Genomic DNA, 15,336 nt, shown 5'->3' with positions numbered 1-15,336 from the left:
AGTAAGCTGTTTCTAAATATAATATAAACAATAATCAAAACAAGGGGCATGAAATGAAACTTAAAAAAGGTATATATGAGCAAGTAATATCTGATAAAATACATAAAGAACTTAAAAATAGAGAAAATGAAATAAATATACATAAAGAAGAAATAGAAAAAGAAGAAGCTAAAGTAATACTTTCTAAATACTTAGAAGAAGTAACTAAAAAAAGTTTAAGTTTAATTAAAAATAAAGATATAGACAAGCAAATTGATATATGTAATCAAATAATAAACTATTTATCTAATCAAGTAGAAGATGAAGAAATAAAAGAAAATAATATCCATAAAAATGGAGAAATATTATTAAGTGTAGAAGAAAAACTAAATAAATCTAAAATAAAAAACAATAACATAAGACCGCTAACACCTATATCACAAAGCTACTTATTTACAAATTCTAACAATGAACCAGACTTAACAAGTGAATTAAAAAGAGAAATATCAAGTAGTGACAGTATAGATATATTAGTATCTTTTATAAGATGGAGCGGACTTAGACTTATAAAAGATGAACTAATAGAACATACCAAAACTAAAAAGCTTAGAATAATAACAACTTCATATATGGGAGCTAGTGAATTTAGAGCCATAAAGTTTTTATCAGAACTTCCAAATACAGAAGTAAAAATATCATATGACATACAAAGAACAAGACTGCATGCTAAAAGTTATATGTTTCATAGAAATACAGGGTTTACAACAGCATACATTGGTTCATCAAATATATCAAAAGATGCAATGACTACAGGCCTTGAATGGAACATGAAGGTAAGTGAAAAGGATTCTAAAAATATAGTAGATAAGTTTAAAGCTACATTTGAAAGTTATTTTAATGATGAAGAATTTAAAACTTTTACAGAAGATGATGAAGAAAAGTTAAAAATAGAACTTAAAAAAGCTAGAGTAAATGATTTAAAAAATAATAATGATGATATAGTAAATATTGATGTTAGACCGTATCACTATCAACAAGAAATACTAGATACCTTAAGTGTTGAAAGAGATGTATTAGGACACAATAAAAACTTAGTAGTAGCAGCAACTGGAGTTGGGAAAACTGTTATATCTGCATTTGATTATAGAAACTTTAAAAATAATAACAAAGGTAAAGTAAATAGATTATTATTTATTGCACATAGAGAAGATATATTATCACAAAGTATGAAAACTTTTAGAACAATACTTAGAGATAGAAACTTTGGAGGATTGTATAGTGGTAATTTTACACCAGATAATATAGATCATGCATTTATGACTATACAAACCTTTAACTCTAAAAGATTTGATGAAAATTTAGATAAAGATTTCTATGATTTTATAATAATTGATGAATTTCACCATGCTAGTGCACCAAGTTATCAAAAGTTATTAGCACATTTCAAGCCAAAAGTTTTATTAGGTCTTACTGCAACACCTGAAAGAATGGATGGTAAAGATGTATTAGAATACTTTGATGGAAGAATAAGTAGTGAAATGAGATTAGGTGAAGCTATAGATAAAAAGTTACTATCTCCTTTTCAATATTTTTGTGTAAGTGATGAACTTGATTTAAGTAAACTTAAATGGTCAAGAGGTGGATATGATAACAAAGAGCTTACTAATTTACTTACAGTAGATAAGCTAAATTCTAAGAAAAGAGCAGATTTAGTAATAAAGAGTTTATATGATTATATATCAGATATAGATGAAGTAGTTGGGCTTGGGTTTTGTGTAAGTATAGAACATGCAAACTTTATGGCAAATTACTTCAGTGAAAAAGGAATACCTTCAGTAGCTATAAGTTCTAAAATGACTAAAGATGAAAGAGATGAAGCTAGATTAGGTCTTGTAAATGGAAAATATAAATTTGCTTTCGTGGTTGATTTATATAATGAAGGAGTGGATATACCTGAGATTAATACTATATTATTTTTAAGACCAACTGAAAGTTTAACTGTATTTTTACAGCAATTAGGTAGAGGGCTTAGACTTAGTGATAACAAGGAATGTTTAACAGTACTTGATTATGTTGGACAAGCACATAAAAATTACAATTTCTATGAAAAGTTTTCTTCAATAGCCAAGAAAAAAGGAAAAGCATTAAAAGAAGAAATAGAAAGTGGATTTATAACATTGCCTAAGGGTTGCCACTTACATATGGAAAAGCAAGCCAAGGAATACATATTAAGAAATATTAATTCATTTATAAATAACAAAACAACTATAACTAATAAGATTAAAACCTTTGAAATAGAAAGTGGTAAAAAGTTAAATTTAATAAACTTTATCGAATTTTATAATATAACTCTAAAGGAAATATATAAAACTAAAAATAGCTTTTATAGACTTTGTGTAAATGCAAAAGTTAAAGATGACTTTGTTGATATAGATGAAAAAAATCTAAGTGGTGGGATGCTAAGACTTATAAATACAGACTCTGTAAAGCTTCTTAGATTTTGGATAGATGTACTTGAAAGCTACAAGATAAAAATTAATAAAGAAGATGAAGATATTAGCTTTACTGAAAGTGAAGAAAAAATGTTACTTATGCTACATTACACTTTATACACTAAATCACCTAAAGAACTAGGAATAGATAATACATATGAGTTTTTGCAAAGGTTATATTTAAATAAAGTAATGTATGAAGAGATAATAGAAGTACTTAAATATAATTTAAGTCATATAAAAGTAAAATCTTTAAGTGATGGACTTTACTATGAAAGTAATTTAGAAGTACATTCAACTTATACTAAAGAACAAATACTAGCAGCACTTGGAAAAAATACAATAGATAAGCAATATCCTTTAAGAGAAGGTGTTTTATATATTGAAGATAAGAAAACTGATATATTTTTAATAACTTTAAATAAGGTCAAAAAGCATTTTTCACCTTCTACTATGTATGAAGATTATGCTATAAATGATGAATTATTTAATTGGCAAAGTCAAAGTAGAACAAGTATTGATTCACCTACAGGACAGAGGTATGTAAACCATAGAGATAGTGGTAATAATATATTATTGTTTGTTAGAGAAAATAAAAGTGAAGAAGGAGTAACTTCTCCTTATACTTATTTAGGAGCAGCAGACATTGTAAGTTATAGTGGTAGTAAACCGATAAGTATTGTGTGGAAGCTAAGAAATAAGTTACCTGCAAGTCTTGCGGTAAAAGCAGAAAAAGCTTTATAAAAGTTATTACTAATACCAAGGAAGGATAGATTATGAAGTTTGAAAAAAGCAGATTCCATATAGATTTTGGACCAGTTTCTTTATTTGAAAGAGTAAATTTTAAGATGAAAGATACACATACATTAAGCTTTACAACACATTGTATGAATAGATGCATTGAAAGGAATATACCCAAAAATATAATAGAGGAAATAAAAAAATTTAATACACAAAATTGGAAGCTAGTTACATCTGAAGTACGAAATGATAAAGGAAAATTTATAAATTCTACATGGGAAAAAGTTATTCATGAAAAGAAGTATTGGATAACAATAGGATTTAATGATGTAGTTCAAACCGTTGTTATAAAAGATGGCAAAGGAACTGATAAAGCAATAAGAAATGGAGAATTATATAACTTCGTAGATAAAGTAAATAAAGAACTTATGCTACAAGAAATATAGTTTTACATAGGAAGGGATTTAGTTATGATATTATGGGTTTTAGTTGTTGTGGGGATTTTAATATTAGTTACAGGGGTTTATTTTCTTGCAATAAATTATAGAGATGGAAAGTACATAAAAGGATATGGATTACTTTCTTATCTAGGTTTTGGAATGATGTTACTTGGAGGAATTTTATTAATGGAACCTATATTTATAAGTTTACCAGGAAATCTTTCCAATACAGCACCATGGGGTATAACTATGTGCACTAGTATCATAGTTGGTCAATTACTGCTAAAACCAACATTTTTAAAAAATAAAAAGTAACCAATAAATAAAAAAGTACATTAAATAAATAATTAAGCATCTAATCTAGGTGATTTTATTATGTTCAATAAAACATATGATTTTATAAATATATTTAATTTAGCCAATGATATATGCTGGCGTATCGATAATATAATTCAAACTGTTCATAAAAATAGAGAAACATTTTTATGAACAGTTTTTTTGAGGTGACCTATTTTAGGTCGTTTTTTATAAAGAAGTTTCTTTTAAAACTATATTTTCATTTCTCTCAATTAGAGTTCTAATAGACCATTCATTTTGGAATAACACTACTGGGTTGCTATTTTTATCCTCAACTAATAATGTATCCATTGGCATTGAAAGCTTACCATATTTGGAAAGATCATTTTCAATCCAACGTACATAGCGATAAGGTAGTGAATTCATTAGCATCTCAACACCATATTCTTGTTTTAGACGATATTCTAAAACTTCAAATTGTAAAACTCCAACTACACCTATAATAAGTTCTTCCATACCAGAATTAGGTTGTTTGAATACCTGTATAGCACCTTCTTCTGATAACTGTGTAATACCCTTTACGAACTGCTTTCTCTTAAGAGCATTTTTTGTAGATACTCTTGCAAAATATTCAGGCGCAAATTGTGGTATACCACTGTATTGTAAATTTGATTGCTTTTCACTTAATGTATCACCAATATTAAATATTCCTGGGTCATGTATACCTATAATGTCACCTGGGTAAGCTGTATCTATTATAACACGGTCTTGTGCTACAAACTGTTGAGGTTGAGAAAGTTTTATCTTTTTCTTTCTTTGTACATGATTTACTGTCATACCTTTTTCAAATTTACCAGAGCAAATTCTAAGGAATGCAATTCTATCTCTATGAGATTTATCCATATTGGCTTGAATTTTAAATATAAATCCTGAGAAGTTATCCGAACTAGGGTCAATATCACCTAAATTACTACTACGAGGAGTTGGTGGTGGTGTTATTTCTAGGAACGATTCTAAGAATGGTTCTACACCAAAGTTAGTAAGGGCACTTCCGAAGAACACAGGAGTTAATTCACCATTTAATATTTTATCTAAGTCAAAATTATCTCCAGCAATATCTAAAAGTTCAATATCTTCTAGTAATTTTGAATGAAGAGCATCACCTAATAAAGTATTAAATTTTTCATCAGATACATCTCCAGTTATAGAATTAGCAATAGATTGTCCATGGTTACCATCATCAAATAATTCAACTTGATTTTTATGACGATTAAACACACCTTTAAATTCTTTACCAGAACCAATTGGCCAGTTTACTGGACAAGAACGAATTCCTAAAACATTTTCAATATCTTCAAGTAGCTCGAATGGATCCTTTCCTTGACGGTCCATTTTATTGATGAAAGTGAATATTGGAATTCCTCTCATTTTACAAACATGGAATAATTTCTTTGTCTGATCCTCAACACCTTTAGCAGAGTCAATAACCATTACTGCACAGTCTGCTGCCATAAGAGTTCTATAAGTGTCTTCACTGAAATCTTGATGCCCAGGAGTATCAAGAATATTTATGCAAAAGTTATTATATTCAAATTGAAGAACACTTGATGCAACTGATATACCTCTTTGTTTTTCAATTTCCATCCAGTCAGATACTGCATGTTTTTGAGATCTTCTTGATTTAACTGATCCTGCTTCACGAATGGCACCACCATATAATAGAAACTTTTCAGTTAATGTAGTCTTTCCTGCATCGGGATGGGAAATGATTGCAAAGGTTCTTCTTCTTTTAACCTCGTCAATCAAGTTTAAATTTTGTTGTGTCATTTTTTATCATCCTTTATTTTAATTTTATGATTATATAAATATAAAAAGTTATACTTAATAGTTTTAAAATGAACATAATTTTCTATGTACTATAAAAAACTACAGTCTTTTTGATATTATAACTTTATTTAAAAACTGTCAATATAGAAAGCAACTAAATGCTACATACTGTAATGATTTCTTTGTGAAAATATTATGAAAATAGTTTTACTATTTTACTGTATAACACAAAGTCCTCTTTAAGATTAAGAGGATTTTTTTATATAAAAACTAGACTATATAATGTAGGATGATGATAAGTTGTAAGAATATTCTTAGTATGGTAATATCTTATTTGAAATTTAATAAAATCTAAATAATAAATGAGGATGAGAAATATATGAAACGAATAAATATACTAGAAGAAATATCAGATGGAAAATTATATGACATTGAAGACACAGTAAAAGCAGATACATGTGGTTGCGATGGATGTAGTGATTGTTGTTGTGATGTTGGAGAACTAGTAGTGCTTACACCTTTTGATATATATGAAATTGTGAATTATTTAGGTGTAGGATTTGATGAATTACTAGGAAACAAAATTAAATTACGTGAAAACAACAAAATTTTATTACCATATTTAAATATGCAAGATGATAATAAGAAAAGATGTAGCTTTTTAAACGAAGAAGGGCGATGTACTATTCATGCTAAACGTCCAAATATTTGTCGTTTATTCCCTCTTGGAAGAGTGTACAAAGATGATGATTTTAAGTACTTTTTACAGGTAGGAAATTGCCCTAAAGAAAATTTAAAAGATGTTAAGGTTAAAAAATGGGTAGGAATTGAAAACTATGATGAAAATAAGAAATTTATTTTAGAGTGGCATAAATTTATTAAGGCATTAACTTTCCGTTTAAAGTTTGTAAGAGATGAGAGTGAAATAAAAGAAATAAATGAAATTTTACTAGATGAATTTTATCGTATTAAGATAGATGAAGGAGAGAATTTTTACTTTGTATTTACAAAAAATTTACCTAATATAAAAAATAGATTAGGTGTTATTTAAAAAGAGTATAGAAAAAATAAAGAAGTATAAATAGCAAAGTAACCATTATATATTAATACTATAGTTTTAAAAATAAGACTAAGTATTGAATAATTAAATAATTTAAAATATAGTCCTATAATAAAATAAGAAATCAAGCTTTTAGCGTTAGTTAGGAGCTTAATTTTTTTAAAATACTTTTAATTATTATTATTGAAAGATAAGTTTTCATCTTTTGATTTTCCTAAAATTATTATAGAACGTATATTAATATGTAGCTAGACATAATTGAATATAATAGTGAAGCATAGAGAATATGATTAAAATAAATATTATGTTGAAATAAGCAGAATAAATAACGTTTATATAGGTATATATAGGTGGTAAAATAATTATAAGTATTACAATCTATATTTATTATATGGAGGGATATTATGCTTAAGTATTTAACTAAAGAAGATTTACCAGAGTCTTTAATTGATATTGAAGAAGTAATAGGACTTGATAATGTTAAGGAACTTATAAAATTAGCTGGTGGAAGTAGTGTTTATATACCTAGTGAAAATAGTGTATTAAAACCTATTAGAAATAAGATAATTAGAAAATCTTTTAATGGTAACTATAAAGAGCTATCGAGAAAGTTTGGTATAAGTGAAGTACAAGTTAGAAATATCATCAATTCAAATATAACATATTAAATACAAAGAGGAACGTTTCGTTCCTCTTTACTTGTAAACTTAAAATATAAAAATTTCCTGGTAGGAATATATAGATTATAATTTATATGTTTCGTATTAAAAATAAAATAATAACATATATATAATTAAATATAAAACTAGGGGGGATAATCTATGGAGTATGCTGATTTAGACTGGAAAAACCTAGGATTTAAATATAGAGAAACAGATTATAGTTATATATCTAGATATATAGCTAATGATTGGGATGAAGGTAAAGTAAAACAAAATATACTAAGTATAGATGAAAAAAAATTAGATGTAGATTATATAAAACAGTATTTCGAAGGACTAAAAGCATATAGAAGTAAAGATGGAGATATATACTTATTTAGACCTTATGAAAATATAGTGAGATTAAATAGAAATTGTGAAAAGCTATTAATCCCAAATATACCAAAAGAAAAGTTTATAAAAGCATTAAAAGATGTAGTGAGAGCTAATGAAAGATTTGTACCACCATATGATAGTAAAGCTAGCTTATATATAAGACCATTTATAAGTGAAATATCAAACCAATCAAACCTTAAAATACCAAAAGAATACATATTTTCTATATATGTAACGCCAGTAGGACCTACACCTATGAATCTTTCAAATATTATAATAACCAAAGATAGGAAAAGAATAGATGAAGTCAGTAATAGCACTAAAAGCTTAAAAGATAAAGAACTTATATATATAAATAAAAATAACAAACTTGCAGACATAAATAATATAAATCTTTTTGTTATAACTAAAAATGATGTGTTTGTAAGTTTAAAATCTTCATCAGGACTACCTAGTATAACTAAAAATTCCCTTATGTATATTGCTAAAAACTATTTAAATATGAAGGTAGAAGAAAGAGATATATATTTAGAAGAAATAGATAACTTTTGTGAAATTGGAACTTGTTCTACTAAATATATGATAAAGCCTATAAAAAGTATTATATATGAAGATAAAGAGTATATAGTGCAAAAGAATAAGATTGGACCTATTACTAATGAACTTTATGATATATTAAGAGGAATACAATATAAAGATATACAAGGACCAAAAGATTGGGTCATTAAAGTTTAATTAGAATACTATTAAACTTTGATGTAGTTTATAAATATTATAATATAAAAATAGGGAGCTAAAAACTAGCTCTCTATTTTTATATAACATGGATGGATTTAGATTATTATTAAAAAATAAGAAGATAAAAGGACAAGCTAAATAGTAATTAATAAAAATAGCTTAAGAATAACTTAAAAAATGCATCATAAAATAATTACTAGTAAAGGTAGATTTTTAACTATAATAAGTAATTTCTACAAGGGGGATTTTTTATGAATGTAAATTTAATAGGTGTACCTACAAATCATGGATGTGACAGAAATGGAGCTCAATACGGGCCTAAAAAGCTTAGAGAAGCTAATATAGTAAACATAATGAAAAAAAATAAACTAAGTATATATGATATGGGAGATATCTATGTAGAAGATATTAGAGAGGAAGATAAGTTTTTAAGCGATAAAAATATAAAGTACTATAATAGCATATATAATGTTAATCTAAATTTAGCACACATGGTATATACATCTTTAAATAATAAAGATTTTCCAATTATAATAGGTGGGGATCATAGTATAGCATTAGGAAGTATATCAGGTGCAAGTTCATACTTTAAAAATTTAGGTGTAGTTTGGATAGATGCACATGGAGACTTTAACACAGAAATAATATCAGAAAGTAAAAATTCTCATGGTATGCCTTTAGCTTTCTTATGTGGTTATGGAGATGAAAGATTAGTAAACCTATATAGGCATAAAACTAAACTACATGAAGAGAATGTATTTCATATAGGTGGAAGAGATATAGATATAGAGGAGAGAAAATTGTTAGACAATACTAAAGTTAGTATGTATGACAAAACTAAAATTAATAAATTAGGAATTGAAAAGATAATACATGAAATAATTGAAAAATGTAAAAAACAAAATGTAGATGCAATCCATATAAGTTTAGATATAGATTTTATGGATAAAGATATAGTTAAAGGAACAGGAACAAGAGTTAGTGATGGATATAGCATAGAGGATACAAAACTTATATTAAAAGAACTTATAAGTAGTGGACTTGTTAAATCTATGGATTTTGTAGAATTTAATCCAATATTAGATGAAAACGATGAAACTCTTAATATATGTACGAACTTATTAGAATATACATCTAACTTAATTAAAAAGTTAAAATAAATAAAATAATTACAGATATATAAGTTATAAATAAGAACGATTTGTAGATAGATGCAATAGTATAGTAAGGGGTGAAGATATGACAAAAGCATATTATTGTCCTTACTGTAAAAACAGACTACAAGTAAAAACTTGTTGAGGTGGAGCCGAATATAGTTGCAGGTTCTGCAATAAGATAATTGAAAATGCTTATGTTTTGACAGAGGAGAAGTTAAGAGAAGAATTAGATAAAAAAGATAAATAAGTGTATAAATAATAAATAAAGCTACCTAATATTAGCTAAATTATAGGTAGCTTTATTTATTGTTTATTTTAAGCTCTAAAACTTCTTTTTAAAGATAAATTGACAATATTATATAAAAATATACCCACAAATAAGTTTATAATACAAGTAGGTAGTACTACTGTTAAAAATAAAGGTAAAAATGGAGCAGGAAGTCCTACGATAGCTTTAGCAGAGATTAAAAATATTGTACCACTAACTAAAGTGCCAAAAGGTAGTATAATCATAGCTAATACACTTTCTTTTTTACTTTTAAGAAATTTATCTAAAAGCTTTATTTTATAAAACATAAACATTAGTAAATATATAAAATTAGCAGTTATAACTTTATCTAATAAATTTGGTATTTGACCACCTGGAAACTTTGTAGTTAAAGCTGTAAATATTCCAGTGACAATTGCAGATATTACACAAGTTTTATAATCATCTTTATTAAGCATCATTACTATAAATAACATAGCGAGTGCAAAATCAGGTTGCATAGGTAAACCTAAAGTAGGGGTGATTTGATGAAGTATTAAACCTATAGCTAAAAGTATTGAATTTGTTGTTATTTTTTTTGTTTTCATAAACGAAAAACCTCCTAAATTTTGATATTTTAATAAAATCTAACCAATGAGTGTTATTATCACAATCAATCTTTCATACCATAGAAATCACCTCCTTAAATGTATTTGTATATAAAATTTTATTTTATAAAATAAAAAAACTCCGTCCTAAATAAATAGGACGAAGTTTTCTCCGCGATGCCACCTAAATTGCAATTTATATACAGTGTGATATCAAATATAAATATATTTAACATAACACTAAATATAAAAATGCCTCTTAAATCAAGTACTAACATACTCTACCTTCTATAACGTGAAGGACACGGTAAATAGTACTCTCTAAATAGATTTCCCTTTACTCCTCAAAGGCCCATTCATTAAGTTTTTTCATGCTAAGATTCCACCGTCCCTAGCTCTCTATAACGAACCTAAACTTAACTACTACCCCTTATCAATGGATTAATATTTATTTATATTATGATATTAATAATTTTAAAATTTGTCAATATGAAAAAATAATTATGTAAAAAAAATAAGTTATATAAGAAATATATTTAATGTAAACCTAAAATAAAAAATAGGTTGACGTAAATGGAAAAGTAAACTACTATATAATTAGTACCAGGTAATAAAAGGAGAATACAAAATGTTATATGAAATGACAAATAAAATAAAAAATGGATATTTAATAAATAGAAAAGAAGCAATAAAACTATTAGACTATGACTTTGAAAGTTTAGGAAAGTTTGCAAATGAAATAAGAGAATATTTTTTACAAAATGAATTTGATATTTGCTCAATAGTTAATGGTAAAAGTGGAAAATGTAGTGAAGACTGTAAGTTCTGTGCACAGTCATCTTATCATACTACAGATATAGAAGTTTACCCATTAAAAGATACAGACTACTTTGTAGAAGATGCAAAATATCATAAAGATAGAGGTATAAAAAGATATTCAATAGTAACATCAGGAAAAAAATTAAGCAATATAGAAATAGATAAAATAGTAAACTCCTATAAGGCTATAAACAAATATGTAGACATAAAAACATGCGCATCACATGGTTTACTTAGTAAAGAAGATTTAAGAAAACTTAAAAAAGCTGGTGTCAAAAGATATCATAATAATTTAGAAACATCAAGAAATTACTTTGACAATATATGCACAACACACACTTATGAGGAAAAAATAAAAACTATAAAAGACGCACAAAGTGTAGGACTAGAAGTTTGTAGTGGAGGTATATTTGGTCTTGGAGAAAGTGAAATAGATAGAATTGATATGGCTTTTGAGATTAGAGATTTAGGGATAAAGTCGATACCACTTAATGCACTAGATTATATAAAAGGAACAAAAATAGATAGTAAATCTATTGAGGAAGAAGACTTTTTAAAGATGGTAGCTATATATAGATTTATAAACCCAAGTGCCCAAATAAGATTAGCAGGTGGTAGAAATTTACTAACAAACTATGGAGAATTAGCTTTTAAATGTGGTGCTAATGCTACTATAAGTGGTGATTTATTGACAACTTGTGGAAATAGCATAGCTGATGATATAAAAATGATAGAAAAATTAGGATTTGAAGTTAGATAATTTAAAAGATTGGATGATAAATATGGGAAAAGGTATATTTGTAATAGGAACTAACACAGACATAGGAAAGACTTTTGTAAGTGGAGCTATAACTTATAAATTAAAAAAACATAATAAAAATGTAATAACATATAAGCCAATACAAAGTGGAGGTATAGAAGAAAATATAAAAATAATACCGCCAGATATTAAATATATAAGAGATATTTGTGACTTAGATATAGATTACAATACTATGAATACTTACTGTTTAAAAACAGAGGTATCACCTCATTTAGCGTGTAATATAGAAAATGTATATATAAATAAAGAAAACATAATAAATCATTATAACAAACTTTTAAAAACATATGATTATGTTGTAGTTGAAGGTGCTGGAGGTATAGTTGTTCCAATAACTAATGATTATTTTTTATATGACCTTATAAAAGACTTAAATATGGATGTAGTAATAGTAGCAAATGCATCTGTTGGAACTATAAACCATAGTGTATTAACCTATGAGTTTTTAAAGTCTAAGAATATAAAATGTAGAGGAATATTTATAAATAATTACAATAATCAGTTTTATGAAGATGACAATATAAAAATGATAGAAAAAATAACCAACCTTAAGGTACTAGGTATTTTAAATAAAATTAAAGAGTTTAATAAAGAAAGTATATGTAAAGAATACGACAAACTTGATTTAGAAAATATACTTTCATTGTTTGAGTAAAAATTGTATTAAACATAGATGATTTTTATAAAAGTAAGGGAGAAAAAGTATGAGTATGAAAAAACTTCAAGAAAAAGATTTAAAATATATATGGCATCCTTGCTCTCAGATGAAGGACTATGAAACTTTTAAACCTATAGTAATAGAAAAAGGTAAAGGAGTATTTTTAGAAGATGTAAATGGAAAAAAATATTTAGATGCAGTTTCATCTTGGTGGGTAAATTTATTTGGTCACTCAAACGAAAGAATAAATAAGGCTTTATACAATCAAGCAAACACTTTAGAACATACCATATTTGCAAATTTTAGCCATAAACCAGCAATAAATCTATGTGAAAAAATTATAAATATAACTCCAGATAGATTAGATAAAGTATTTTTTGGAGACAATGGATCTTCAGCTATAGAGATATCTTTAAAGTTAAGCTTTCAATATCATCAACAAATAGGAAAGTGCAAAAAAACAAAGTTTGTAAAAATTAGTGATGCTTATCATGGAGAAACAACAGGAGCTTTAGCAGTTTCTGATATGGATTTATACAGTAAAATATATAAACCAATGTTAATTGATACTGTAAAAGTAGAAGGACCAGATTGTTTTAGATGTAAGTTTGATAAAAATAGAGACACCTGTAATGCAGAGTGTTTTATAAATATGGAAAATACTATAAAAGAAATTCATGAAGAAGTAAGTGCAATAATAGTAGAACCTATAGTTCAATGTGCGGCAGGAATGAAGATATATTCACCTAAGTATTTAGTTCATCTAAGAAAATTATGCGATAAGTATGATATAAATCTAATAGCTGATGAAATAGCAGTAGGTTTTGGGCGTACTGGTAAAATGTTTGCTTGCGAGCATAGTGATATTTCACCAGATATAATGTGTTTATCAAAAGGACTTACAGCAGGTTATATGCCACTATCATTAGTTTTAATGAGTAACAAAATATATAATGCTTTTTATGATGAATATAATACAATGAAGGCATTTTTACACAGTCATAGTTATTCAGGAAATGCACTAGGATGTAGTGTAGCAGTTGAGACCTTAAAAATATTTGAAGAAGAGAATGTATTAGATAAAAATAAAGATAAAAGTGATTATTTAAGAAAAAAGGTGGAAAGTGTATTAAATGATATACCATATGTTGGTGAGTACAGACAAATAGGTATGATAGGTGCTATAGAATTAGTTAAAAATAAAGATACTAAAGAGCCATTTGAAAGTGAAAAAAGAGTAGGGTACAACATATATCAAAATGCCTTAGAAAAGGGAGTTTTACTTAGAGCTTTAGGAAATATAATATACTTTATGCCACCATATGTTATAAGCAAAGAAGAAATAGACTTTATGGTAGAAGTAGCTAGAGATAGTATAATAAAATACTTTAAGGAAAATCCAGTTATTGATAAGGAGATATAATATGAACAATAAAACTAGAGAAATAACACTAGTAGCATTATTATCAGTAATAATAGCAATATCAGGAACCTTTAAATTACCAGGAATTATACCAGGAACAGAATTTCAAATGTCAGCACCAATTGCTATAGGTATATGTTCTACTTTTGGATTTAAAAGATATATAAGTGCAGGAATAATAGCTAGTATGATAAACCTTATTATGGGAACTCATACAATTTTAAATGTAATAGTAGCTATGATATTTAGAATAGTAGCAGGTTCACTAATAGGTATTTTAGGTAGCAATACAATAGTAGTATCAACAGCAGGTATAGTAGGTACAGCAGTAGGTAGAGTAGTAATGGTAATCATTACAGGTACACCATTTAAAGTATTACTTTTATCGGCACTACCTGGTATGATTTATACATTATTGTCTTCATATTTTGTATATAAAATAATAGAAAAAATAGTAAAAGTAACACCTTATAAGTCATTTATAAAAAAGTATGATAAAAAAGAAAATACAGTAGTAAATATTAAAGAAGAATTAGTATAAACCTATAAAAATAAATTAGAAATTAGTAAATCATAAACTAAAATAGTTTAAAAATATAAAATGCTATATTCAGAATTAATATTTTATCTGAATATAGCATTTTAATTATAACTCTAAAATCATATAAAGGATGATAACAAATGAATTTATATAGTATAAAGATGAGAGGGTCAAAAGAGCATAATCATATATCTGGAGCTGAAAGTATAGTAAGTGAAAAAGATTTACAAAATGCAGTTGGTGTTTTAATAAAAAGAGCATTAACTCATTCAAAAGGAAAAAGTGATTTTATTAATATAAAAATAGAAGAGGTTAAAAAAGAAGAAATAAAATATATAGATCCACTTAATGTTACAACTTTAAATACTAAAAATAAAAAAGAAAGCTATGAGTTTTTATATAATACTTTATTAAAATTAAACATAAATAGTAAAAATGCTATATATATT

Annotated in this window: 14 protein-coding genes and 1 other annotated feature; of the genes, 12 read left to right on the top strand and 2 right to left on the bottom strand. The window is 26.2% G+C overall.

Going from position 1 to position 15,336, the window contains the following annotated elements; genetic code table 11:
- Positions 1-53: 53 nt before the first annotated feature.
- From ABHC41_RS12955 to ABHC41_RS12945, 3 genes are read left to right on the top strand one after another with little or no spacing between them, the layout of a single operon-like run.
- Positions 54-3,215, top strand: a complete 3,162-nt coding sequence (locus ABHC41_RS12955) for a DEAD/DEAH box helicase (protein ID WP_271892783.1) — start codon at positions 54-56, stop codon at positions 3,213-3,215.
- Positions 3,216-3,247: 32 nt separating this feature from the next.
- Entirely contained in the window at positions 3,248-3,658 is a 411-nt protein-coding gene (locus ABHC41_RS12950) for a hypothetical protein (protein WP_271892807.1), read from the top strand.
- 24 nt (positions 3,659-3,682) lie between these two features.
- Entirely contained in the window at positions 3,683-3,967 is a 285-nt protein-coding gene (locus ABHC41_RS12945; RefSeq protein ID WP_271892809.1) for a hypothetical protein, read from the top strand.
- 210 nt (positions 3,968-4,177) lie between these two features.
- Here ABHC41_RS12945 and ABHC41_RS12940 read toward each other — a convergent pair whose 3' ends face one another.
- Positions 4,178-5,776, bottom strand: coding sequence for a peptide chain release factor 3 (locus tag ABHC41_RS12940; RefSeq protein WP_271892811.1), 1,599 nt, complete (start codon positions 5,774-5,776; stop codon positions 4,178-4,180).
- A gap of 379 nt (positions 5,777-6,155) precedes the next feature.
- On the opposite strand from ABHC41_RS12940, the gene ABHC41_RS12935 reads away from it, so the two are divergent.
- From ABHC41_RS12935 to rocF, 4 genes are all read left to right on the top strand, one after another.
- Positions 6,156-6,827, top strand: coding sequence for a YkgJ family cysteine cluster protein (locus ABHC41_RS12935; protein WP_271892813.1), 672 nt, complete (start codon positions 6,156-6,158; stop codon positions 6,825-6,827).
- Positions 6,828-7,240: 413 nt separating this feature from the next.
- The gene (locus ABHC41_RS12930; protein ID WP_092926106.1) at positions 7,241-7,504 is read left to right on the top strand and encodes a Mor transcription activator family protein; all 264 of its coding nucleotides are present in this window, start codon (positions 7,241-7,243) and stop codon (positions 7,502-7,504) included.
- Between the two features lie 153 nt (positions 7,505-7,657).
- The gene (locus tag ABHC41_RS12925; protein ID WP_271892816.1) at positions 7,658-8,608 is read left to right on the top strand and encodes an aminotransferase class IV; all 951 of its coding nucleotides are present in this window, start codon (positions 7,658-7,660) and stop codon (positions 8,606-8,608) included.
- A gap of 254 nt (positions 8,609-8,862) precedes the next feature.
- Positions 8,863-9,771, top strand: a complete 909-nt coding sequence (gene rocF, locus ABHC41_RS12920; protein ID WP_240275874.1) for an arginase — start codon at positions 8,863-8,865, stop codon at positions 9,769-9,771.
- Positions 9,772-10,083: 312 nt separating this feature from the next.
- On the opposite strand, the gene ABHC41_RS12915 is transcribed toward rocF, so the two are convergent.
- A complete protein-coding gene (locus tag ABHC41_RS12915; protein WP_195929097.1) occupies positions 10,084-10,623 on the bottom strand; it encodes a tryptophan transporter in 540 nt (179 codons plus the stop codon).
- Positions 10,624-10,776: 153 nt separating this feature from the next.
- Positions 10,777-11,069: a binding site (T-box leader), on the bottom strand.
- 182 nt (positions 11,070-11,251) lie between these two features.
- Between ABHC41_RS12915 and bioB the strand changes: the two genes are divergently transcribed.
- The 5 genes from bioB to ABHC41_RS12890 form a co-directional block, all read left to right on the top strand.
- Positions 11,252-12,202 (top strand): biotin synthase BioB, encoded by a 951-nt coding sequence (gene bioB, locus ABHC41_RS12910; protein WP_240275873.1) that lies wholly within the window; start codon positions 11,252-11,254, stop codon positions 12,200-12,202.
- The gene (gene bioD / locus ABHC41_RS12905; RefSeq protein ID WP_271892820.1) at positions 12,189-12,920 is read left to right on the top strand and encodes a dethiobiotin synthase; all 732 of its coding nucleotides are present in this window, start codon (positions 12,189-12,191) and stop codon (positions 12,918-12,920) included. Before bioB ends, bioD begins: the two co-directional genes overlap by 14 nt.
- A gap of 49 nt (positions 12,921-12,969) precedes the next feature.
- Positions 12,970-14,346 carry an adenosylmethionine--8-amino-7-oxononanoate transaminase gene (bioA, locus tag ABHC41_RS12900; RefSeq protein ID WP_330678009.1) on the top strand — a complete coding sequence of 459 codons (1,377 nt, stop codon included), beginning with the start codon at positions 12,970-12,972 and terminating at the stop codon, positions 14,344-14,346.
- Between the two features lies 1 nt (position 14,347).
- Positions 14,348-14,887 (top strand): hypothetical protein, encoded by a 540-nt coding sequence (locus ABHC41_RS12895; protein WP_271892822.1) that lies wholly within the window; start codon positions 14,348-14,350, stop codon positions 14,885-14,887.
- Positions 14,888-15,027: 140 nt separating this feature from the next.
- Positions 15,028-15,336: 6-carboxyhexanoate--CoA ligase (locus ABHC41_RS12890; RefSeq protein ID WP_347553580.1), on the top strand; the 309-nt coding region annotated here is incomplete at its 3' end.

Origin of the sequence: Romboutsia sp. 1001216sp1 (genome assembly GCF_039841805.1) — a bacterium.
GTDB classification, from domain to species: domain Bacteria; phylum Bacillota; class Clostridia; order Peptostreptococcales; family Peptostreptococcaceae; genus Romboutsia_C; species Romboutsia_C hominis.
The sequence above is the reverse complement of the archived record's forward strand: the minus strand, read 5'-3'. Positions and strand labels throughout refer to the sequence as shown.

Coding starts and splice junctions, on each gene's coding strand:
- ABHC41_RS12950 (WP_271892807.1), top strand. CDS start 3,248: ATGAAGTTTGAAAAAAGCAGATTCCATATAGATTTTGGACCAGTTTCT.
- bioB (WP_240275873.1), top strand. CDS start 11,252: ATGTTATATGAAATGACAAATAAAATAAAAAATGGATATTTAATAAAT.
- ABHC41_RS12895 (WP_271892822.1), top strand. CDS start 14,348: ATGAACAATAAAACTAGAGAAATAACACTAGTAGCATTATTATCAGTA.
- ABHC41_RS12955 (WP_271892783.1), top strand. CDS start 54: ATGAAACTTAAAAAAGGTATATATGAGCAAGTAATATCTGATAAAATA.
- ABHC41_RS12935 (WP_271892813.1), top strand. CDS start 6,156: ATGAAACGAATAAATATACTAGAAGAAATATCAGATGGAAAATTATAT.
- ABHC41_RS12930 (WP_092926106.1), top strand. CDS start 7,241: ATGCTTAAGTATTTAACTAAAGAAGATTTACCAGAGTCTTTAATTGAT.
- rocF (WP_240275874.1), top strand. CDS start 8,863: ATGAATGTAAATTTAATAGGTGTACCTACAAATCATGGATGTGACAGA.
- ABHC41_RS12925 (WP_271892816.1), top strand. CDS start 7,658: ATGGAGTATGCTGATTTAGACTGGAAAAACCTAGGATTTAAATATAGA.
- ABHC41_RS12915 (WP_195929097.1), bottom strand. CDS start 10,623: ATGAAAACAAAAAAAATAACAACAAATTCAATACTTTTAGCTATAGGT.
- bioA (WP_330678009.1), top strand. CDS start 12,970: ATGAGTATGAAAAAACTTCAAGAAAAAGATTTAAAATATATATGGCAT.
- ABHC41_RS12940 (WP_271892811.1), bottom strand. CDS start 5,776: ATGACACAACAAAATTTAAACTTGATTGACGAGGTTAAAAGAAGAAGA.
- ABHC41_RS12945 (WP_271892809.1), top strand. CDS start 3,683: ATGATATTATGGGTTTTAGTTGTTGTGGGGATTTTAATATTAGTTACA.